Here is a 21,325-nt window from a genome sequence, read left to right on the forward strand (position 1 = left end):
TATTGGCCAAGTTACGCGCGGCGTATGCGACCGCGCGCACAGCCCGGTCACCCCGGAAGCGGCCTCAGACCAGACCTGTGGCGTAGAACACACCGATCACCACGAATACCGCCGTGGTCTTGATGAGCGTGATGGCGAAGATGTCCTTGTACGACTGCCGGTGGCTCAGGCCGGTGACGGCCAGCAGGGTGATCACCGCACCATTGTGGGGCAGCGTATCCATGCCGCCGGAGGCCATCGAGGCCACGCGATGCAGGACGTCCATCGGGATGCCCGCCGCGTTCGCGTTGGCGATGAAACTGTCGGCCATCGCTGCGAGGGCGATGCTCATGCCGCCCGAGGCCGAGCCGGTGATGCCGGCCAGCGCCGTGACCGAGATCGCTTCATTGACCAGCGGATTGGGGATGGCCTGCAACGCGTTGGCCACCACCAGGAAGCCGGGCAGGGCGGCGATGACGGCGCCGAAGCCGTACTCCGACGCCGTGTTCATCGAGGCCAGCAAGGCGCCGCCGATGGCGCTCTTGGTGCCTTCGGCGAAGCTGGCGAACACCGGCTTCCATGCGAACACCATCACCGAGACGATGCCGACCAGCAGCGCGCCCTGCACGGCCCAGATCGCGGCGACCTTCGAGACCTCCTGCACCACCGGCGCGGGATTGCCGATCACTGCGGGGATGAAGGACTGGCTGTCGCCGTAGAAGCCGGGGATCCAGCGGGTGAACAGGAAGTTCGCCACGCCCACCAGCAGCAGCGGCAGGATCGCGACCAGCGGATGCGCCAGGCGGTCGCCCTTGAAGGGCTCGGGTTCGTTGCGCAGTTCCTCGCTGCCGGCATAGCCCTCGCCATTGCGTGCGGCCACGCGACGACGCCATTCCAGGTAGGTCATACCGACGATCAGGATGAAGATGCCGCCGATGGTGCCCAGCACCGGCGCCGCCCAGCCAGTGGTGCCGAAGAACGAGGTGGGGATGATGTTCTGGATCTGCGGCGTGCCCGGCAGCGCATCCATGGTGAAGGTGAAGGCGCCCAGCGCGATGGTGCCCGGCACCAGCCGCTTGGGGATGTCGCTCTGGCGGAACAGCTCGGCGGCGAACGGATACACCGCGAACACCACCACGAACAACGACACGCCGCCGTAGGTGAGCAGCGCGCACACCAGCACGATGGACAGCATCGCGCGCTGCGCGCCGACCACCTTGATCGTCGCTTTCACGATCGCCTTGGAGAAGCCGGAGATTTCGATCAGCTTGCCGAACACCGCGCCCAGCAGGAACACCGGGAAGTACAGCTTCAGGAAGCCGACCATCTTGTCCATGAACAGGCCGGTGAACATCGGCGCGACCAGCGACGGATCGGTCAGCAGCACCGCGCCCAGCGCCGCGATCGGCGCGAACAGGATGACGCTGTAGCCGCGGTAGGCCACGAACATCAGGAAACACAGCGCGGCCAGCACGATCAGGAACGACATCCAACACTCCTCGGCCAGCGCCGGTTGCAGTGCGGCGAGTATCGGCAGGGCCGTGCCGGCCGTCCCACTGTACGAAGGTACGATGCCCTCCGCGCGGGCCACCCCCTAGTGTTCGCTTCAATCGGCGGCATCCGCCCGCCGCCAACGTCATACCCGGGAGGGGGAGACCCATGAAGCGCAAGCACCTGAGCCTGGCCATCGGCTGTGTCCTGTTGTCGTCCGTGCCGGTGGCATGGGCGCAGGACGCCGCGCCGGCCGCCAGCACGCCAGCCACCAACGCCACCACGCTCGATTCGGTCAAGGTCACCGCGCGCAAGCGCGAGGAGACCCTGCAGGACGTGCCGGTCGCCGTCACCGCGTTCACGCCGGAGACGCTGGACAAGCTCAACATCAAGGACCTGGGCGACCTGGATGCGCAGGTGCCGAACCTGACCGTGTACGCGGCGCGCGGTTCCACCAGCACCGTCACCGCCTATATCCGCGGCGTGGGCCAGGCCGATCCGCTGTGGGGCGTGGATCCGGGCGTGGGCATCTACCTGGACGACGTCTATATCGCCCGTCCGCAGGGCGCGCTGCTGGACGTGTTCGACGTGGAGCGCATCGAAGTGCTGCGCGGCCCGCAGGGCACGCTGTATGGCAAGAACACCATCGGCGGCGCGATCAAGTACATCTCGCGCGGCCTGCCGCAGGAGACCACGGGCTTCGCCTCGGTCACCGTGGGCAACTACAACCAGCTGGACGTGAAGGCCGCGCTGGGCGGTGAGATCGGCGGCAAGGACAGCGGCCTGCGCGGCCGCGTGGCGGTCGCCAGCATGAACCGCGACGGCTTCGGCACCAACACCTACACCGGCCAGGAAGTCAGCGACAAGGAAATCAACGCGATCCGCGCGCAGCTGGGCGCGTACTCGGAAGACGACTTCGACGTGCAGTTCGCCTTCGACTACATGGACGACCAGTCCGGCGTGCGCGGCGCGAAGATGCTGGCGCCGAATCCGCTGGCGCCGGCCTATCCGCCCACCGACGACCGCTACGACATCCGCAGCGGCATGAAGAACATCAACGACACCGAGATGAAGGGCGCGTCGGTGACCGTCAACTGGCGTCCCAGCGACGACTGGGCGTTCAAGTACGTCGCGGCCAAGCGCGAATCGGACACCGAGACCAACATCGATTTCGACACCACGCCGCGTCCGCTGGTGGACGTGCGCGCGTTCTACAGCGACAGCCAGGTGAGCCAGGAGCTGCAGGCCAACTACGACGGCGGCGGCCGCGCCCGCGGCGTGATGGGCCTGTACTGGTTCAACGGCGACGCTGGCGGCCAGGTGCTGAACTACTTCTGGAACCCGACGTTGGCGACCAGCCTGACCAACCCGCTGTTCGGCGACACCCAGGGCGTGGTGAACACCAAGAGCGTCGCGCTGTACGCGGACTGGACCTTCGACCTGACCGATCGCCTGACGCTGGACGTGGGCGCGCGCTACACCGATGAAGACAAGCACGCCATCGCGCTGAACCGGTTCTACACCAACACCCAGTACGAGACGTCCTGGGGCACGGCGGCGAACTTCAACAAGACGGTCAACTTCAAGAACGTCTCGCCGAAGGTGTCGCTGGACTTCCAGATCACCCCGGACATCATGGTCTACGGCCTGGCCTCGCGCGGCTTCAAGTCGGGCGGCTACAACATCCGCGCCAACACCACCGCGGTGCCGCGCTCGGGCGAGCCGTTCGACGACGAGTCGGTCGACAGCATCGAGATCGGCAGCAAGATGTCGTTCCTCGACCAGCGCCTGTTCCTGAACCTGTCGGCGTTCCACAACAAGTACGAGGACATCCAGCTGTCGGTGTTCACGTCGTACACGCTGCCGAACGGCTCGCAGAGCTTCTTCGGCGACTTCACCAACGCCGGCAAGGGCACCGTGAACGGCGTGGAAGTCGAGTACCAGTTCCTGCCGACCGCCAACTGGCTGATCAGCGGCAACCTGGCCTGGCTGGACGCGAAGTACGACGAGTTCATCACCAGCGGCGTCAACGTGGCCGACAGCCAGCGCTTCACCAATGCCCCGGAATTCTCGGGTGCGATCAACGTGGAGTACCGCACCGACCTGGCCAACGGCGGCAACCTGTCCGCGCGCGTGGGCTACTCGTACCAGTCCGAAGTGTGGCCGACCACCGACCTGAGTCCGCTGATCAAGCAGGACGGTTACGGCCTGGTCAACGCTGGCGTGATCTGGAAGCTCAACGATGCGTGGAGCCTGTCGTTGCAGGGCACCAACCTGGCCGACGAGGAATACCGCACCACCGGTTACAACATCGCCGCCTATGGCGTGCTGACCGGCTTCTACGGTCCGCCGCGCCAGTACAGCCTGACCGCGCGCTACGACTTCTGATAGCGCACCGGTTACATCCTGGGGATGCAACGGCGGCGGGCGAAAGCCCGCCGTCGCTGCGTTATGCTGCCGCGATGCCGAAGCGCGCGCGTGACCACCGAGGGATGGACGGATGCTGAGCGTCGGCATGGTCGTGCTGGCGGGCCTGCTGTGGCTGGGCGTGCTGTTCGGCTCCGCGCTGTACGCCGAACGCCATCCGCGCGTGCTCGCCGTGCAGTGGCCCTACATCTATGCGCTGTCGCTGGCGGTGTACTGCACCTCGTGGACCTTCTTCGGCACGGTGACCCAGGCCGCGCGCTACGGCTGGCCGTTGCCGCCCACCTTCGTGGGCACCATCCTGCTGTATGCATTCGGCGCGTTCCTGTTGGTGCGGCTGGTCCGCATGGCGCGCGAGTCCAACGCGACCTCGCTGGCCGACCTGATCGCCACGCGACTGGGCAAGGACGGCTGGCTGGCGGCCACCATCACCCTGGTCGCGGCACTGGGGCTGATTCCCTACATCGCGCTGCAGCTGAAAGCGGTGGCGATGAGCTTCGCGCTGCTGACGCGCTCGCCCGGCAACGAGGCATTGCCGGCATGGCAGGACAGTGCGCTGTATGTCGCCCTGGCGATGGCGGTGTTCGCCATGTTGTTCGGCACGCGACGCGCAAGTGCGGTGGAGCACAACCGCGGCCTGGTGCTGGCGATGGCGTTCGAATCGCTGTTCAAGCTGGCGGCGATGCTGGCGCTCGGCGTGTTCGTCTGGTGGGGCCTGCCCGAACTGCCCGCGGTGCCGCCGGTGCAGGCGCCACCGTCGACCACGTACGGCTTCCTGCCGTTGGTCGCGCTCGGCGTGCTGGCGATGTTCACCCTGCCGCACCAGGTGCACGTGGGCGTGGTCGAATGCCGCGACGAGCGCCACGTGCGTACCGCGCGCTGGCTGTTCCCGCTGTACATGGTGCTGATGGCCGCGCCGCTGCTGCCGCTGGCGCGCGCCGGCGGCGCGATGTTCGGCGACGCGGTGCCCTCCGACCTCTATGTGTTGGCGCTGCCGCTGTCGCAGGGGCACCAGGGCCTGGCGCTGCTGGCCTTCCTCGGTGGCCTGAGCGCGGCGACCGGCATGGTGGTGGTCAGCACGCTGACGCTGAGCCTGATGATCGGCAATCACTGGCTGGCGCCGGGTCTGCTGCGCGGTGGCTGGTTGCGCGGCACCGGGGGCGATCTGCGCGGCGCGGTGCTGGCGCAGCGACGCATCGGCATTGTCGCGGTGATGCTGCTGGCGTGGGCGTACAGCCGGCTGGTCGCCGGCAACGATGCGTTGGCCGATGTCGGCGCGGTGTCGTTCTCCGCACTCGCCACGCTGGCGCCCGCCCTGGGCTTCGCGATCTGGCGTCCGCAAACGCCGCCGCGCGCGGTGATCGCGGGCATCGTGGTGGCCTTCCTGGTCTGGGGCTGGCTGTTGCTGCTGCCGGTGACGATGGATGCGCGCGGACTGGCGCCTGCCTGGCTGCATGAGGGACCGTTCGGTATCGCGGGTCTGTCGCCCGACGGCTTCTTCGGCCTGACCGGCTGGAGCCGTTTGGGACGCGCGGTGGGCGTGAGCCTGTTCTGCGGAACGGCCGTGACGCTGCTGGTGATGGGCTGGCGCGGCAGCGCGCCGCGTCGCGCCGACAGCCGTGGTTTCGACAGCAAGACGCTGCGCGATGCGGGCCGTCGGTTCCTGCCACGCGAACGTGTCGAGGAACTGCTGGCCGATGCCCCGCGCACCGGTCCCGTGCCGGGCGTGATCGAGGCGCGCCTGGAGCGCGAGCTGTCCGCGGTACTCGGCTCCGCGTCAGCGCGCCTGCTGCTGGACGCGGCGCGCCGCGAGAGCGGCGACCTGGACACGGTGGCCGCGATCGTCGGCGAGGTCTCGCAGGACCTGCGCTTCAACCAGCAGGTGCTGGAGGCCGCGTTGCAGAACATGAGCCAGGGCATCAGCGTGATCGACCGCGAGCAGCGGTTGGTGGCATGGAACCGGCGCTACCGGGAGATGTTCGGGTTCCCGACGGAACTGCTGCAGGTCGGGCGACCGATCGCCGAGCTCACGCGCTGGGCGTTGGCGCGCATGCCGGCGCGCGGCCAGGACGAACGCGCGTTGGAGCGACGCCTCGCCTTCATGCGCGCCGGCACGGCGCACCTCACCGAGCGCGTGTTCCCGGACGGCAGCATCGTCGAGATCCGTGGCAACCCGATGCCGGGTGGCGGATTCGTCGCCACGTATACCGACGTGACCGCGTCGCGCCAGGCCGAACGCCAGCTCAAGCAGGCGAACGAAACGCTGGAGCAGCGCGTGGCCGAGCGCACCGCGCTGCTGGAAACCGCCAAGCGCGAGGCTGAGCACGCGAACGATGCGAAGAGCCGTTTCCTGACCGCGATCGGCCACGACCTGCTGCAACCGCTGCACGCGGCGCAGCTGTTCACCGATGCGCTGTCGCAGCAGCTGCCGGAAGCACGCCAGCGCGACACCGCGCTGCAGGTGCGCGGCGCGCTGGATTCCACCACCGACCTGCTGACCGGCCTGCTCGACATGTCGCGGCTGGAAGCGGGGGGGCTGCTGCCGGAACCGCGTGACCTCCCGCTGATGGAAGTGCTTGAACCGCTGGCGTCCGAATTCCGCGTACTGGCGAACGAGCGCGGGCTGTCGTTCGACATCGTGCCCACGCGTGCGTGGGTGCATACGGACCCGCAGCTGCTGCGGCGCATCCTGCAGAACTTCCTCGCCAATGCCGTGCGCTACACGGCGCGTGGTGGCGTTCTGCTGGGCGTACGTCGTCGCGGCGAGCGGTTGCGCGTCGAAGTGTGGGACACCGGCCCCGGCATCGCCGAAGCGGAGCAGCAGCGGATCTTCGAGGAGTTCCGTCGGGGCGACGATGTGCCCGGGCAGGGCCTCGGGCTGGGTCTGTCGATCGCCGACCGCATCGCCGCGCTGCTGGAGGCGCCGCTGTCGTTGCGGAGCCGGTTGGGGCAGGGCGCGGTGTTCGCGGTGGACCTGGTGCGGGTGGCGACGCCCGCACCTGCGCCGGTGTCTTCCGGCAAGCCGGGCCTGGCGGGTCGCCACGTGCTGGCCGTCGACAACGATCCGGCGGCGCTGTCCGCGCTGCGGCAGGTGTTGGAAGGGTGGGGCTGCAGCGTGGCTGCCGCGAGCGGAAGCGCGGGGGCGGAAATGGCGCTGCGTGCGCGGCCGGCGGACCTGTGGTTGTTCGACTTCCACCTGGATGACGGCGACACCGGCGTGGCGCTGGCCGCCCGCCTGCGCGCCACGCAGGGTGGTCGGCCGTGCCTGATCCTCACCGCCGACCAGACCGACGCCGTGCGCCGTGCGGTGCGCGATGCCGATCTGCCGCTGCTGGCCAAGCCGGTGCGGCCACTGGCGCTGAAGTCGGTGCTGGACCGGTTGCTGGCGGCGCGAATCTCCGAGGTGGGAGCGACGTAAGTCGCGAGCTTTGGGTCGCGGAGGGCTCATCGCGACTCACGTCGCTCCCACGACGGCAACCGTTAGACTTCGTGCCTCGATTCTGGAGTTCGCGCATGCCTTACACCCCCATCGTCGCCACCCTCGGCTACGTGCTCTCGCCCGATCGTTCCCAGGTGCTGCTGATCCATCGCAACGCGCGCCCGGACGACCAACACCTGGGCAAGTACAACGGCCTGGGCGGCAAGATCGAGCGGGACGAGGACGTGGTGGCGGGCATGCGTCGCGAGATCCACGAGGAGGCCGGCATCGACTGCGACGCGATGACGCTGCGCGGCACGATCAGCTGGCCGGGCTTCGGCAAGCACGGCGAGGACTGGCTGGGCTTCGTCTTCCTCATCACGCAGTACAGCGGCACGCCGTTCGAACGCAATCCGGAAGGCACGCTGGAATGGGTGCCGGTGGAGAAGATCATGGAATTGCCGCTGTGGGACGGCGACCGCCACTTCCTGCCGCTGGTGTTCGACGGCGACCCGCGCGGCTTCCACGGCGTCATGCCGTACCACGAGGGCCGCATGGTCTCGTGGGATTACTCGCGCATCTGAAACGTCGGATGTGGGAGCGACGTGAGTCGCGACAGGTTCCACGGGGCACGCTTGTCCACATCCCGTGTGGATCGGGCTTGGGAAACCATGTGGATAACCGCGTCGGCGCCTTGCGCCACGGGCCTGTCAAGATGTGTGGCGAATTTTTGACCAGGGGGTGATCGCCGGGTTCCGGGGTTGTCCACACCGCATGTGGATGGTCTGTCGACCAACATGTGGATAAGCGTCGGGACGCGTTGCGGCGCAAAGCTGTCAAGATGGGTGGCGAAATTATGGCCAGTGCCTGTAGCGGTCGCGCAATGGCGGCTTGTTCCACGCGATAAACCGTCATCCCGGAGAACGCCGGGACCCAGCGACTTGCGTCGTTGCGGTGCGTGGAAGAACAAAGACACTGGGTCCCGGCTTTCGCCGGGATGACGATTCATTGTCACTGCGTATCCAGACGCGATGCGTCGGCCTACTCGATCTGCCTTGCCGGATCCGCCAGTTCCAGTTCGCGCAGCACCACGCCGGCCTGGGTGCGGTTGCGCACGCCGAGGCGGTCGAAGATGGCGGACAGGTGCGCTTTCACGGTGCGCTCCTGTACGTCGAGGCGGTCGGCGATCTGCTTGTTCAACAGGCCCTGCGCGACCAGCGTCAGCACGCGGAACTGCTGCGGCGACAGGCTGGCCAGGCGGCCGGCCAGTTCGGTGTCGTGTTCGGACGATTGCGCGCGCGCCACCGCGCCACGCAGTGAGGCCGGCAGCCACTGCTCACAGGCCAGCACGCTGCGGATCGCATCGCGCAGCTCGTCCAGGCCGGAACTCTTGGGCAGGTAGCCCGCGGCGCCATGGTCCAGCGCACGGCGCACCACGCGTGGGTCGTCGTTCGCAGAGACCACTACGACGGCGACCGCGGGGAACTGCGCGCGGATCGCCGCCAGGCCGGCCAGGCCATGGTTGCCCGGCATGTGCAGGTCCAGCAGCACGAGGTCGATGTCATCGTGCGCTTCCAGCGTAGCGATGACGCCGTCCAGCGATTCGGCCTCGCGCACGGACAATTGCGCCACGGCATCGGCGGCCGCGCCACGCAACGCGGCGCGGAACAACGGGTGGTCGTCGGCGATCAGCAGGTTGGGCATGCGGACTGCTTACTGCACCGTCCAGCCGCCATCCACCACGATCGTCTGGCCGGTGATGTTGCGCGCGGCCGGCGAGGTGAGGAAGGCGGTGATGCCGGCCAGTTCGTCCAAACCGATGAACACGCCCTTCGGCATCGGCTTCAGCATCACCTGGCTGACCACGTCGGCCTCGGAGATGCCGCGGGTGCGCGCCTGGTCGGCGATCTGCTTGTCCACCAGCGGCGTCTTCACGTAGCTGGGGCAGACGGTGTTGATGGTGATGTCGGTGTCGGCGGTTTCCAGCGCGAGTACCTTGGAGAAGCCGACCAGGCCGTGCTTGGCCGCCACATAGGCGCTCTTGTACGGGCTGGCCACCAGGGCATGGATGCTGCCGATGTTGACGATGCGGCCGAAGCCGCGTTCGCGCATGCCCGGCAGTACGGCGCGGGTGAGGCGGGCCACGCCGACCAGCATCACCTGCACGAGGAAATCCCACTTCTCGATCGGGAAGTCCTCCAGCGGCGAGACATGCTGCAGGCCCGCGTTATTGACCAGTACGTCGATCGGGCGCGAGATCGTGGCCAGCGCGGCATCGATGCTGTCCTGCGAGGTGACGTCCAGCGCGACCGCTTCGGCGGAACCGCCGTCGGCACGGATCTGCGTGGCCACGGCTTCCGCCGCGTCGAGGTTGAGGTCGCTGACGATGACATGGCGGCCGGCTTCGGCCAGTTGCGCGGCGATGCCGGCGCCGATGCCGCTGGCCGCGCCGGTGATGAGGAGGGTGTGGGTGGGTTGCATGGGGGCTCCTGCGTGCTGGGGCTAGGGTAGCAGGCAGGCAGGATTCGTTCGTGGTACCAAAGTACGATGACGGCGCTTCCCGCGGAGGGTAGTTTCGTGGCACTGACCGGAACCCTGGACGCTTTCCACGCATGAACGCGAAGACGCGCATTTCCTGCGGCCTGTTGCTCGGCGCGGCCCTGACCGCCTGCAGCAGCGCGCCGCCCAAGCCCGAGGCCGTGGCCCACATGATCCAGCCCCAGCGCATCACCGAACACCGCGGCAGCGACGACCTGCTCACCGCGGGCCTGGGACTCGACGGTCTGCGCGCGATGGCCGCCCCCGCGTTCGCCGATCCGGCGCACCCGACGGCCGCCGAACTGCGTCGCCGCGCGATCTGGGCGAACTGGCGCGGCATCGCCGATCTGTCGTTGACCGGCGCCTATGGCCAGGCTTACGGCAGCGTGGCCAGCGTGCCGGGCCGCGAGTATTCCGCGCTGGCGAAAGTCCCGGGCGCGGCGCAACCGCATCGCGTGCTGGTGCAGGTGCCGGACAATTTCGATGCGACGAAGCGCTGCATCGTCGTCACCGCATCGTCGGGTTCGCGCGGCGTCTACGGCGCCATCGCGGTGGCCGCACCGTGGGGCCTGCCGAAGGGCTGCGCGATCGCCTACACCGACAAGGGGGCAGGCACCGATTATTTCGATCTCGACGAGCAGCAGGGCGCACGCGAAGACGGCACGGCGGGCGCGCTGGGCACCGATGCACTGGCTTTCGTGCCCGATGCGCCGGTCGGCGCCAGTGGCGTGGCGGTCAAGCACGCGCATTCCAAGGACAACCCGGAAGCGGACTGGGGCCGCCACGTGAAGCAGGCCGCCGAGTTCGCGCTGGCTGCACTGGACCAGGCGTTCCCGCAGGCGGCGCCGTTCCGTTTCGACAACACGCGCGTCATCGCCGTGGGCATCTCCAACGGCGGCGGTGCGGTACTGCGCGCCAGCGAGGAAGAGGGCGGCTGGCTGGACGCCGTGGTCGCGGGCGAGCCGAACATCCTGGCGGCCGATGCGCCCGGTGCGCGTTCGCTGTACGACTACACGACCGAAGCCGCCCTGCTGATGCCGTGCGCATTGTTGGACCTGCCGGCGGAATCGCTGCCGCAGCCGCCGCTGCGCGCGCAGGTCGAGCCGCTGTGGACGGCACGTTGCGCCACGTTGAAGGCCGCGGGCCTGGTCACCGGCGCCGATGCGAAGGCGCAGGCGGCATCGGCCCATGCGCAGCTGAAGGCGAGCGGCTGGACCGATGAGGCGCTGGTGGCCGGCGCGCTGAGCGTGGGCTTCGACCTGTGGCGCGCAGTGGCGGTCACCTATGCCTCGGCCTACGGTCGCTATGGCGTCGGCGAGCATCCGTGCGGGTATGCGTTCTCCGCGCAGAACCCGGACTTCAGCGCGCGCGCGGCGAGTGCCGCTGAACGCGCTGCGTGGTGGTCCGACGGCAGCGGCATTCCGCCGGGCGCGGGCGTGGGCATCGTGGACACGAAACTGGCGCCGCCGGACTTCACCCTGCCGGGCCTGCAGTGCCTGCGCGCGCTGCAGACCGGGACCACCGACGATGCGCGTCGGGTGCAGGCCGGCATCGCGCAGACCGCCGCGCGCTTCCCGCGCACGCGCCGTCCGGTGGTGGTGGTCCACGGCCTGGACGACGGCCTGGTGCCGCCGGCGTTCTCCAGCGCGCCTTACGTGCAGGCGGCGCGCGTTGCCAATCCGGACGTGCGCTACTGGCAGGTGCGGAACGCGCAGCACTTCGACGGCTTCCTCGCGCTACCCGCCTACGGCGCGCGCTACGTGCCCTTGCTGCCTTACGTGTACGCCGCCTTGGACCAGGTCAGCGCCACCCTGGACGGCAGCCGCGGGTTGCCGGCCAACGCCCTGATCAACGCCAAGCCGCGCGGGACCGGCAGCGTCGAGGCGAGCCAGTTCGCGATTCCGCGCTGAGGAATCCTTCTCCCCGCCAGCGGGGAGAAGGTGCCCGGAGGGCGGATGAGGGGCGAGCGCGGCAATGATCCTGGTGCACACGCATCCGGTCTCCGTTCGCCCCTCACCCGCCTTCGGCACCCTCTCCCCGCGCGCGGGGAGAGGGAATGCTGCGACACCTTCACCCTTCAGGCTTTACTCTTGGGGCTGGCCTGACACGCGTGCCGCCATGTCCCGACACTTCTCGATGATCCGCGACTTCCAGCTGGCCGACTGGTTCACGCTGGGCAACGCGTTCTGCGGCACCGGCGCGATCTTCGCCGCGATGCGCTTCCTGCAGGAGGGCATCCTGCGCGACCTGATGATCGGCATGGCGCTGATCCCGCTGGCCTTCATCTTCGACGCCCTCGATGGCCGGGTCGCCCGCTGGCGCAACCAGGCTTCGGTGCTGGGGCGCGAACTCGATTCGCTGGCCGACGTGATCTCCTTCGGCGTGGCCCCGGCGGCGCTCGCGTACGCCTGCGGCATGCAGGGCGGCTGGGACTGGCTGGTGCTGTCGTACTTCGTCGCCTGCGGCGTCAGCCGCCTGGCACGCTACAACGTCACCGCCGAGTCGCTGGCCGGGGGCGGGGACAAGGTGAAGTACTTCGAAGGCACGCCGATCCCCACCAGCCTGCTGCTCGTGGTGCTGCTGGCCATCGCGGCCTATCTCGGCCACGTGGGCCCGCAGCTGTGGCTGGGCGCGGTGAAGCTCGGCCCCTGGCTGCTGCATCCGCTGGTGCTGCTGTATGCGGTGTCGGGCACGCTGATGATCAGCAAGACGCTACGTATCCCGAAGCCCTGAACCGTGAGGTGAAGGCGCGTCATGCACGCGCCGCCGGCCGCGGCTAGAATCGGTCGGGAAGGGAGGGCACATGGCAACAAACGTTCCACCGTGGCCGGGCGATTTCGAATCGGTGGCCCAGCAGTACTGGAGCTTGTGGGGCGATGCCCTGCGGCAGGCGGGCGCAGCGCCGACGATGTCCATGCCGGGCGCCGTGCCCGGCTGGCAGCAGACGGTCGATTGGTGGTCGAAACTGGTGCCTGGCGGCCAGCCGCAGGTCGACGAGGCCGTCGGCCGCTTCCAGCGGCAGGCCAGTCAGTGGTTCGGCCAGATGCAGCAGGTCGCCGCGCAGTTCACCGGCCGCGACCACGACGCTGGCGACATCGGCCGTGCCTGGCGCTCCGCGCTCGGGATGGCCGACCCCATGCCCGCTCACAATCCCTTCGCCGACATCTTCCGCAGCATGCAGGGTGGCGCGCATGGGATGGACGGCTGGATGCAGCAGGTGCGTCCGTGGCTGGACAGCCTGCAACGGGACGGCGATCGCTGGATGCACCTGCCCACGTTCGGCCTGTCGCGCGAGCACCAGGAGCGCTGGCAGCATCTCGCGCAGGCCTACCAGGACTATCAGCGCCAAGTCGGCCAGTACGACCAGCTGATGCTGCAGGTGGCGCAGGATGCGTTCGTGCGCTTCGAGCACAAGCTGGAAGAGCATGCCGAACCCGGGCGTCAGCTGCAGAGCGCGCGCGCGCTGTTCGACCTGTGGATCGATGCCGCCGAAGAAGCGTACGCGAAGGTCGCGATGTCCGACGATTTCCGCCACGCCTACGGTGGATTGGCCAATGCGCAGGCGCGCCTGCGCCTGGGCGTGCAGCGCGAGGTCGAACAGGTGTGCAGCTTGTTCGGCATGCCCACGCGCACCGAGGTCGATTCCGCGCATCGCAAGATCGTTGAGCTGGAGCGCGCGCTCCGCAAGCTGGCACGCGCGCAAACGGCGCCCGTGCGGCGTGAGCCGGTACAACGTCCTGCGGCGCCCGTCGAAGCCCCGGCGCCCGTCGAGGCGAAGTCAGCGGTCAAGGCAGCCGCGCCCGTGAAACCCAAGGCCACCAGGAAGCGCGCGCCGGCCCGCCGCGCGCCAGCGTCCAAGGTCCCGAAGAAGACGCGGCCCGTCGCGAAGAAAGCGACACCCAAGAAGCGCACCCGTCGTGCCATCGCCGCCGTCGCGCCGGTCGCCACACGGCAGGAACCCGCGCCGGCGAAGCCCCGCACCGCCACACGGAAGGTCGCGGCGAAGAAGGCGACCGCCCCGGCGGTGTCGAAGAAGCCGGTTGCCAGGACGAAGGCATCCCCCAAGAAGGTTGCGACCGCGCGCTCCAAGCCTGCGCCGTCGATGACGACCAAGCCGGCATCGGTGGTATCGATGAAGGACTGGGTGGCACGCAATGCCACCCGTGCCGCGACAGCCGAGGCGCCGAAGGCCGTCAAGAAGGCGAAGCGGGGTAAAGGCAAGTGAACGGACCGCTCAATTTCACCGCCGAAGCGCTGGCCCACGAGGCCACCACGCTGACGCAGAAACTCTCCGCCGGCCTGCATACGTTGCCGGAGGTGGAGGACGTCCACTATGGCGCCACCCAGAAGCAGGAAGTCTGGCGCGACGGCAAGGTGGTGCTGTACCGCTTCGTCGGCGAAAAGGCGCCGACGGCGAAGGTGCCGCTGCTGATCGTCTATGCGCTGGTCAACCGGCCCTACATGGTCGACCTGCAGCACGACCGCTCGCTGGTGAAGGGCCTGCTGGCGCAGGGCGAGGATGTCTACGTGATCGACTGGGGTTATCCGGACCGGTCGGACCGCTTCCTCGAACTCGATGACTACATCAATCGTTTCATCGATGGCGCGGTAGACCACCTGTGCGACAGCAGCGGCCGCGATGCGGTCAACGTGCTGGGCATCTGTCAGGGAGGCGCGTTCTCCTTGTGCTACGCCTCGCTGCACCCGGAGAAGGTCAAGAACCTCATCACCATGGTGACGCCGGTGGATTTCCACACACCGGACAACATGCTGTCGCACTGGACGCGCGAGCTGGACGTGGACCTGTTCGTCGAGGCGCTGGGCAACGTGCCCGCCGACATGATGAATGCCTGCTACCTGATGCTGAAGCCGTTCCGGCTGAACCTGCAGAAGTACGTGGGCCTGGTCGATATCCTCGACGACAAGCGCGCCATCGAGGACTTCCTGCGGATGGAGAAGTGGATCTTCGATTCGCCGGACCTGGCGGGCGAGGCGTTCAAGCAGTTCATCACCCAGTTCTACCAGCGCAACGGCTTCATCAAGGGCGGCATCCGGATCGGCGGCGAAGCGGTCGACCTGGGCTTCGTGGATATGCCGGTGCTCAACATCTACGCCGAGCAGGACCATCTGGTGCCGCCGGATGCGTCGCGTGCGTTGAAGGATGTCGTGGGCACGGCCGACTACACCGAGCTGAGCTTCAAGGGCGGCCACATCGGCATCTACGTCTCCAGCCGCGCCCAGCGCGAGGTGCCTGCCGCCATCCACCACTGGCTGGGCCAGCGCGCACGATGAGGACGCCGTTGCGCCGCTGGACAGTGCTGTGCGTGCTGCTGTTGCCGTTCGCAGCGCCGGCGGCGCCTTCGCCAACGGCGAAGCGCGAGATCCAGGGGCTGATGGATGCGCTTTCGGCGTCGTCCTGCGAGTTCCAGCGCAACGGCACGTGGCATGGTCGCGAGGAGGCGCGCAAGCACCTGCAACGCAAGTACGACTACCTGCTGAAACGCGACCTGGCCGACACCGCCGAGCAGTTCATCGAGCGCGCCGCCAGCAAGAGCAGCATCAGCGGGCGCGCCTACCAGGTGCGTTGTCCGGGACAGCCCGTTCAGCCCGCCGCCGCCTGGTTCAAGGCGGCGCTGGCCGCGCTGCGCGGTTCAGCCGCGCCGGCACGCTGACGCGCTAGACTGGCCGCGGACAACCGTGGGGAGTTGGCGATGAGTACCGCATCCAAGCCGTTTGCCAGGTCGCTGAACGACCGCATGATCGCGGGCGTGATGGGCGGCATCGCCCACCGTTACGGCTGGAGCTCCACGCTGCTGCGGGTGATCTTCGTGATCGTCTCGATCGCGTCGGCGGCGTTCCCCGGCATCCTCGTCTACCTGATCCTCTGGCTGCTGATGCCGACCGAGCAGGACTGAGCCCATGTCGCCCGCGCTGTGGGTCGCGCGCGTGCTCGGCATCGTGTGGGCGGTGCCCAATACCCTGCTCGGCGTGCTCGCCGGCGTCGTTGGCATGGCGTTCGGCGCGCGCGCGGAATGGAGTCGCCGCGATTTCGCACTCGTGTTCCATCGCTGGCCCTGGGGACCCGGCGGCGCCATCACCTTCGGCAACAGCATCCTGCATACCGGCGACACGCTGGAGTCGGAATGCATCACCTACGAGCATCGCGCCGGCCGCACGCAGCATCCGCGCATCCGCCTGGGCGACCACGAGCGCGCGCACGTGTACCAGTACATGGTGCTGGGCCCGCTGTTCCTGCCGGTCTACCTGCTGTGCGGCGGTGTCAGCGTACGCAATCCGTTCGAGCGCGCCGCCGATCGCTATGCGCTGACGGGCAGGGGCTGGTGGCCCGGTTGACCGACGAACGGTGTGCCCGTCTTAACCAGGCGAACACGTCGGTGCGCGTAATGTAGCCATTGTCCGGAGCCCGCAAAGAACCCGTTCGATGCGGATCGGCAAGGAGGGCCCAGCCACCCGGGATACCCCCGACGTGACTGGGCCTTCTCATATCCGTCATCCGCTGCGCGTGGTTTTCTTCATCGCCCTTTGCGCGCGATGGCCGATGTCGACGTTGCGGCGCCGTCAGCGCAGTCGCTCGAACGAGAACAGCGGCCACAGCGCATGGCGCCGCCGCTGCAGGCGGGCGCTCAGCAGGTCGGCGCCCAGCACGCTGTAAGTGATGCCATTGCCGCCGTATGCCATCGCGAAGTGGACACGCGGCCCCCATTGCGGATGCGCGCCAAAGAACGGCAGGCCGTCGGCGGTTTCCGCGAACGTGCCTGCCCACGAGAACGCGGGCGTGACGGCCAGCCCCGGGAACAAGCGTTGCAGCCGCTTCACCAGCGTGCGGGCCTTCTTCTGCACGCGCGCGTCGCGGCGAACGGGTACATCGATCGCATCGTCCTCGCCTCCGAGCAGCAGCCGGCCGTCGGAGGTGCTGCGCGCATACAGATAGGGGCGCGCGGTCTCCCACAGCAGGGTGTCCTGCAGGAAGCCCAAGCGATCGGCGGGCAGGGGATCGGTGATCAGCGCGTAGCTGCTGCGGTTGCGCGCGACCCGGCGATGCAACCAGCGCTGGCTGGCGTAGCCCGCAGCAAGAACGACATGCGCGGCGCGCACGCAGGCCCCGGAGGTGGTCTGCAACGCGACGCCGCGGGAGGTCGCTTTCAGTTCGACCACGCAGGTACGGTCGAAGATGCCGGCGCCCTGGCGCTGAAGACGCGACAGCAGACGATGCGTCAGCCGGTACGGATCCACGCGTGCAGCCTGCGTGCTGAGCAGAGCGGCGGGTGCGTCGAAGCCGTAGTCGTCACGGATGCGCTGGGTGTCCAGGAATGTTACGTCGAGCCCATGCCGCCGCCGCGCCTCGTATTCGTCCTTCAACGCGGTCACGTCGCGGCGGCGGCTCGCGTAGTAGAGGCTGTCGGCACGCGCGAACTCCACGTCGCGCCACGGCGCGGCGATCTCGCGCAGGTGGTCGATGGCGTCCGCGCAGGCGCGATAGGCGAGCGCGGCGTCGGCTTCGCCATATCGGCGTGCCAGCTCCACCAGGGGGGTGTCGATCTCGTACTGCAGCAGCGCCGTACTGGCGGCCGTGCTGCCCCAGCCGATGTCGCGTTGTTCCAGCACGGCGACCTCGAATCCCTCCGCCGCCAATCGGTTCGCGATCAGTGCGCCGGTGATGCCGCCGCCGATGATCGCCACGTCGCAGCGGTGGTCGGACGGCAGCGCCGGGAAGGCGTGCATCAACCCGTTCTTGACGGCCCAGTAGGGGTAGCCGCTCTTGAGATCCATGCCGTGCCCATGCATCGCGATGCCCCATGCTGGCATCGCGATGTTCAGGCCCGGGTGAAGAGGGCGTGCAGCCCTCCGCCCGGATCAGCGCGGCAGGGTGCCTTGCAGGAACAGCTCCACCGCGGCCAGCGCCTGCGCTTCCAGCGTATCGACGCCGGGCAACTGGTTGCTGCCTGCGGCGAGCCGGACGATCTGGTCGCCGAACAGGCTCATGTAGAACTGTGCAGCGGCGGCTTTCGGTGAGGCCAGCTGCATGCGTCCGGCCGCCACCTGTTGCTCGAAGTAGTCGGCGAGGGTGGCGCGGATGGAGGCGACGGCATGGTCGAAGAACCAGTCGCGCAGCGCCGGGAACGACTGGCCTTCGCCGATCACGATGCGGTACACCACTTGCGAATCGGTACGCGCCATCACCTGCGCCATGCGGATGGCCACACGCCGCAATGCCTGTTCCGGGGGCAGCTCGGTCAGGTTGAGGTCGCGCAGCAGGTGCGTATGCATGTCCAGCCGGCGCTCGAGGATGGCGCTGGCCAGGCCTTCCTTGTCGCCGAAGATGCGGTACAGCGTGGCCAGCGATCCGCCGGCGCGGGCGACGATCTCGCTCAGCCGCGCGTGCTGGTAGCCCTTCTCGGCGAACACTTCGGTGGCCGCGTCGAGGAATTTCTCCGCGCGGATTTCACCGCGACGGCACAGCTCGACCTGGGGACGCGGGCGCAGCGGCGACTCGCTGGCGGCGTGCGGGTCGCTGAAAACGTTTTCCAGGTAATCGGAGGAAATGCTCACGGAAAGTCCCTGCGCGCGACCGGTGGGTGACTGCGTCCAGCCTAGCAAAAGGGCGCGTGAGTGTGGCAATCACATGACATGCTTTACCGCGACGGGTGGGGGCTTTTTCGGCCGTTGTGAGAGGTACTACAGATAGCCGGTCAGCGCGGGCGCGTCCTGCCAACGGTCGTGCGCGCCGTCCACGTAGGTAATCGGCGCGGCGGCCAGCTCCTCGGGCGTCGCGTTTTCCAGGCAGCCCAGGTTGATACCGTAGATCCGGTCGCCGTCGGGGACGTTGTTCCCGATGCCGAACGGCCGCACCCCGCAGGTCCGGCAGAAGTGGTGCGAGTTGCGCAGGCGGTTGAACCGGTACTCGACCAGTGCGTCCGCGCCGGCCAGCAGGCGGAACCGGTCCGGCGCGACGATGGCCGGCCAGAAGCGGTTGCGCCGGCAGACCGAGCAGTTGCAGCGATAGGTGGGCTGGGTCAGGTCGATGTCCGCCTCGAAGCGGACCGCGCCGCAATGGCAGCTGCCGGTATAGGTCTTCAGCATGCGGCCTCCCGTGCCGATATCGGTTCCGGGGTGTAGGGGTTCCCCCGCTGTTTCCGGTCGCCGTCCGGGAGAATACTGGACCCCAGCCCGCCGGAGCCATGCATGCTGAGGACCCTCGACGTCGCCGACCTCCGCCCCGGCATGTTCGTGCAGAAGCTGGTCGGCCCGTGGATGCAGCATCCGTTCTGGCGAACCTCCTTCCTGCTGGACGATGCGCGCCTGGCCGAATTGCAGGACAGCGGCGTGGAGCAGGTGATCGTGGACCTGGCGCGCAGCGAGGTCGAGGATGGCGCGGCCGACGACCCGGGCGCGGCCGATCCCGCGCTGGAGGCCGGCGCGGCATCCGAGCCGGAAGACCTCCCTGTACCCGACCGGCGCCGTGTCATCGTCCCCGACGGGCACGTCAGCCTGGGCGCCGAGCTGGCCCGCGCCCGCCGCATCTGCGATGACGGCCGGGAGGCGGTCGAAGCCATGTTCCGCGAAGTGCGGCTGGGCCGCGGCGTGGATGCCGGGCACGTGCTGCCGCTGCTGGACGAGATCACCGGTTCGGTCGACCGCCATCCCACCGCGCTGGTCAGCGTGGCGCGGCTGAAGGACGCCGACAGCTACACCTACCTGCATTCGGTCGCCGTGGGCGCGCTGATGGCGATGCTGGCGCGCCAGTTGCAGCTGCCCGAAGACCAGGTGCGCGATGCCGCGCTCGGCGGACTCCTGCACGACATGGGCAAGGCGCTGCTGCCGCAGGATGTGCTCAACAAGCCCGGCAAACTGACCGACGAGGAATTCGACATCGTCCGCCAGCATCCGGTGCACGGCGAGCGCCTGCTGCGCGACGGTGGCATCACCCAGGAGGCCATCCTCCACATCGCCCGACACCACCACGAGAAGGTCAATGGTGCCGGCTATCCGCAGCGGCTGTCCGGTACCGAACTGCCGCTGCTGACGCGCATGAGCGCGATCTGCGATGTCTATGACGCCATCACCTCCAACCGGCCGTACAAGGCCGGCTGGGACCCGGCCGAATCCCTGCGTCGCATGGCGGGCTGGCAGGGCCACTTCGACGACACCCTGCTGAAGGCCTTCGTGCGCAGCGTGGGCATTTACCCCATCGGGGCGCTGGTGCGGCTGTCCAGCGACCGCCTGGCGGTGGTGGTGGAACAGAACCCGGCCACCCTGCTGGCCCCGCGCGTACGCGTTTTCTACTCGGCCAAGTCGCGCACCCACGTGCTGATGACCGACATCGACCTGGCCACCAGCGGGGACCGCGAGCGCATCGTCAGCGTGGAATCCCCGGCCACGTGGGGTTTCCGCGAACTCGAGAAGCTCTGGCTGCCCTGAGCCTCCCTTGGGGAATGTCGATTCCCGCCGCCGCCATCCGTCGCTGGGGCAGTTCCCATGCCCCAGGAGGCAGACCATGCGGTTCCTTTCGATGATCCGGGTCGACGAGACCACCGGCCAGCAACCCAGCGAACGCCTGATGACCGAGATGATGGCGCTCATCGGCGAGATGTCCGCGGCCGGCGTGCTGCTCGATACCGCGGGGCTGATGCCCACCGCGCAGGGCGCGCGCATCCGCTCGCGCTTCGGCGAGATCCGGGTGACCGACGGCCCCTTCACCGAGGCCAAGGAAGTCGTCGGCGGCTACGCCATCCTCAAGGCCGATTCGCTGGAAGAGGCCGTCGGCCACACCCGCCGCTTCCTGCAGGTGCATGGGGACGAATGGGACATCGAGTGCGAAGTACGTGCCATCGAGGAGGCGCCCGACTGCGGCATGTCCGGCGCCTGAAGGTCACCGGCCGCCCGCCAACTTCCGGCACGTGGAGGCGGCGGACGCATGCGCCAGCATGGCCCGCCCGTCGCGTCATTCCCGTGTGACCGGGCAAGGCCTGCAGGCCATTCCCCCGAACAGACGCGAAGGAGTCCTCGATGTCGATGCTTTCCCTGGTCATGGCGGCGGCCGCTGCCACCACGCCCGCCCCCGCAGCCGATGCGGCCACCCTGGCCGCGATCGAAGCCACCTGCCTGGACTACATCGATGGCCAGCTCGAAGGCGACCCGGCGCGCGTATCGCGCGCGCTGCATCCTGACCTGGCCAAGCGCGCCGTGGTCGGCGATACCCCCTACGAGCGCCTGGGCCTGCGTCGCATGTCGAAGGACGAACTGGTCGAACTGACCCGCCAGGGTGCGCTGAAGACGCCGAAGGCGCAGTGGAGCCGCAGCTGCCGCGTGCTCGACGTCACCGCCGAAACCGCGGCCGTGCGCCTGGAGACGTCGTGGTTTGTGGATCACTTCCACATGGGGCGCTTCGACGGGCGCTGGATCATCGTCAACGCGCTGTGGCACAGCAAACCGCGTTGATCCCGGATACGCCGA

The 21,325-nt window shown here is 68.4% G+C and carries 19 protein-coding genes; 13 read left to right on the forward strand and 6 right to left on the reverse strand.

All coding sequences use genetic code 11. From position 1 onward, the window contains the following. Positions 1-64: 64 nt before the first annotated feature. Complete coding sequence (locus ASD72_RS17465; RefSeq protein WP_056881290.1) at positions 65-1,468, reverse strand: GntP family permease; 1,404 nt, start codon at positions 1,466-1,468, stop codon at positions 65-67. Positions 1,469-1,638: 170 nt separating this feature from the next. On the opposite strand from ASD72_RS17465, the gene ASD72_RS17470 reads away from it, so the two are divergent. From ASD72_RS17470 to ASD72_RS17480, 3 genes are all read left to right on the forward strand, one after another. After that, positions 1,639-3,858 (forward strand): TonB-dependent receptor, encoded by a 2,220-nt coding sequence (locus ASD72_RS17470; protein ID WP_056881234.1) that lies wholly within the window; start codon positions 1,639-1,641, stop codon positions 3,856-3,858. A gap of 112 nt (positions 3,859-3,970) precedes the next feature. Then, complete coding sequence (locus tag ASD72_RS17475) at positions 3,971-7,312, forward strand: PAS-domain containing protein (protein ID WP_056881235.1); 3,342 nt, start codon at positions 3,971-3,973, stop codon at positions 7,310-7,312. 95 nt (positions 7,313-7,407) lie between these two features. Then, the gene (locus ASD72_RS17480) at positions 7,408-7,896 is read left to right on the forward strand and encodes an 8-oxo-dGTP diphosphatase (protein ID WP_056881236.1); all 489 of its coding nucleotides are present in this window, start codon (positions 7,408-7,410) and stop codon (positions 7,894-7,896) included. 457 nt (positions 7,897-8,353) lie between these two features. Here the strand turns inward: ASD72_RS17480 and ASD72_RS17485 are convergent, their stop codons facing one another. Continuing rightward, entirely contained in the window at positions 8,354-9,016 is a 663-nt protein-coding gene (locus tag ASD72_RS17485; RefSeq protein ID WP_056881237.1) for a response regulator transcription factor, read from the reverse strand. A 9-nt stretch (positions 9,017-9,025) separates the two neighbouring features. Continuing rightward, entirely contained in the window at positions 9,026-9,793 is a 768-nt protein-coding gene (locus tag ASD72_RS17490) for a 3-hydroxybutyrate dehydrogenase (protein ID WP_056881238.1), read from the reverse strand. 131 nt (positions 9,794-9,924) lie between these two features. Here ASD72_RS17490 and ASD72_RS17495 point away from each other — a divergent pair, with 131 nt between their 5' ends. The 7 genes from ASD72_RS17495 to ASD72_RS17525 all read left to right on the forward strand — a co-directional run bounded on the left by ASD72_RS17495 (position 9,925) and on the right by ASD72_RS17525 (position 16,204). Beyond that, positions 9,925-11,760 (forward strand): 3-hydroxybutyrate oligomer hydrolase family protein, encoded by a 1,836-nt coding sequence (locus tag ASD72_RS17495; RefSeq protein WP_081420435.1) that lies wholly within the window; start codon positions 9,925-9,927, stop codon positions 11,758-11,760. A 208-nt stretch (positions 11,761-11,968) separates the two neighbouring features. Beyond that, positions 11,969-12,583, forward strand: coding sequence for a CDP-diacylglycerol--serine O-phosphatidyltransferase (gene pssA / locus ASD72_RS17500; RefSeq protein WP_056881239.1), 615 nt, complete (start codon positions 11,969-11,971; stop codon positions 12,581-12,583). A 70-nt stretch (positions 12,584-12,653) separates the two neighbouring features. Next, positions 12,654-14,075 carry a class III poly(R)-hydroxyalkanoic acid synthase subunit PhaE gene (gene phaE, locus ASD72_RS17505; protein ID WP_056881240.1) on the forward strand — a complete coding sequence of 474 codons (1,422 nt, stop codon included), beginning with the start codon at positions 12,654-12,656 and terminating at the stop codon, positions 14,073-14,075. Next, positions 14,072-15,142, forward strand: a complete 1,071-nt coding sequence (locus ASD72_RS17510; RefSeq protein ID WP_056881241.1) for a class III poly(R)-hydroxyalkanoic acid synthase subunit PhaC — start codon at positions 14,072-14,074, stop codon at positions 15,140-15,142. Before phaE ends, ASD72_RS17510 begins: the two co-directional genes overlap by 4 nt. An 8-nt stretch (positions 15,143-15,150) precedes the next feature. Beyond that, on the forward strand, positions 15,151-15,522 hold the full coding sequence (locus ASD72_RS17515) for a DUF5329 domain-containing protein (protein ID WP_235578050.1): 372 nt from the start codon (positions 15,151-15,153) through the stop codon (positions 15,520-15,522). 39 nt (positions 15,523-15,561) lie between these two features. Continuing rightward, a complete protein-coding gene (locus ASD72_RS17520; RefSeq protein WP_056881243.1) occupies positions 15,562-15,765 on the forward strand; it encodes a PspC domain-containing protein in 204 nt (67 codons plus the stop codon). A 4-nt stretch (positions 15,766-15,769) separates the two neighbouring features. After that, complete coding sequence (locus tag ASD72_RS17525) at positions 15,770-16,204, forward strand: hypothetical protein (protein ID WP_056881244.1); 435 nt, start codon at positions 15,770-15,772, stop codon at positions 16,202-16,204. Between the two features lie 225 nt (positions 16,205-16,429). Here ASD72_RS17525 and ASD72_RS17530 read toward each other — a convergent pair whose 3' ends face one another. The 3 genes from ASD72_RS17530 to ASD72_RS17540 form a co-directional block, all read right to left on the reverse strand. Beyond that, positions 16,430-17,641 (reverse strand): FAD-dependent oxidoreductase, encoded by a 1,212-nt coding sequence (locus ASD72_RS17530; protein WP_056881245.1) that lies wholly within the window; start codon positions 17,639-17,641, stop codon positions 16,430-16,432. Positions 17,642-17,725: 84 nt separating this feature from the next. Beyond that, positions 17,726-18,421 carry a TetR/AcrR family transcriptional regulator gene (locus ASD72_RS17535; RefSeq protein ID WP_056881246.1) on the reverse strand — a complete coding sequence of 232 codons (696 nt, stop codon included), beginning with the start codon at positions 18,419-18,421 and terminating at the stop codon, positions 17,726-17,728. A 126-nt stretch (positions 18,422-18,547) separates the two neighbouring features. Further along, positions 18,548-18,952, reverse strand: coding sequence for a GFA family protein (locus ASD72_RS17540; protein WP_056881247.1), 405 nt, complete (start codon positions 18,950-18,952; stop codon positions 18,548-18,550). Positions 18,953-19,054: 102 nt separating this feature from the next. Between ASD72_RS17540 and ASD72_RS17545 the strand changes: the two genes are divergently transcribed. The 3 genes from ASD72_RS17545 (at position 19,055) to ASD72_RS17555 (ending at position 21,310) form a co-directional block, all read left to right on the forward strand. Further along, positions 19,055-20,290, forward strand: coding sequence for an HD-GYP domain-containing protein (locus ASD72_RS17545; RefSeq protein WP_056881248.1), 1,236 nt, complete (start codon positions 19,055-19,057; stop codon positions 20,288-20,290). 76 nt (positions 20,291-20,366) lie between these two features. Then, positions 20,367-20,738, forward strand: coding sequence for a YciI family protein (locus ASD72_RS17550; RefSeq protein WP_056881249.1), 372 nt, complete (start codon positions 20,367-20,369; stop codon positions 20,736-20,738). A gap of 140 nt (positions 20,739-20,878) precedes the next feature. Beyond that, positions 20,879-21,310, forward strand: a complete 432-nt coding sequence (locus tag ASD72_RS17555) for a nuclear transport factor 2 family protein (protein ID WP_056881250.1) — start codon at positions 20,879-20,881, stop codon at positions 21,308-21,310. Positions 21,311-21,325: the final 15 nt, after the last annotated feature.

This window comes from Pseudoxanthomonas sp. Root630 (genome assembly GCF_001427585.1).
Taxonomy (GTDB): Bacteria; Pseudomonadota; Gammaproteobacteria; order Xanthomonadales; family Xanthomonadaceae; genus Pseudoxanthomonas_A.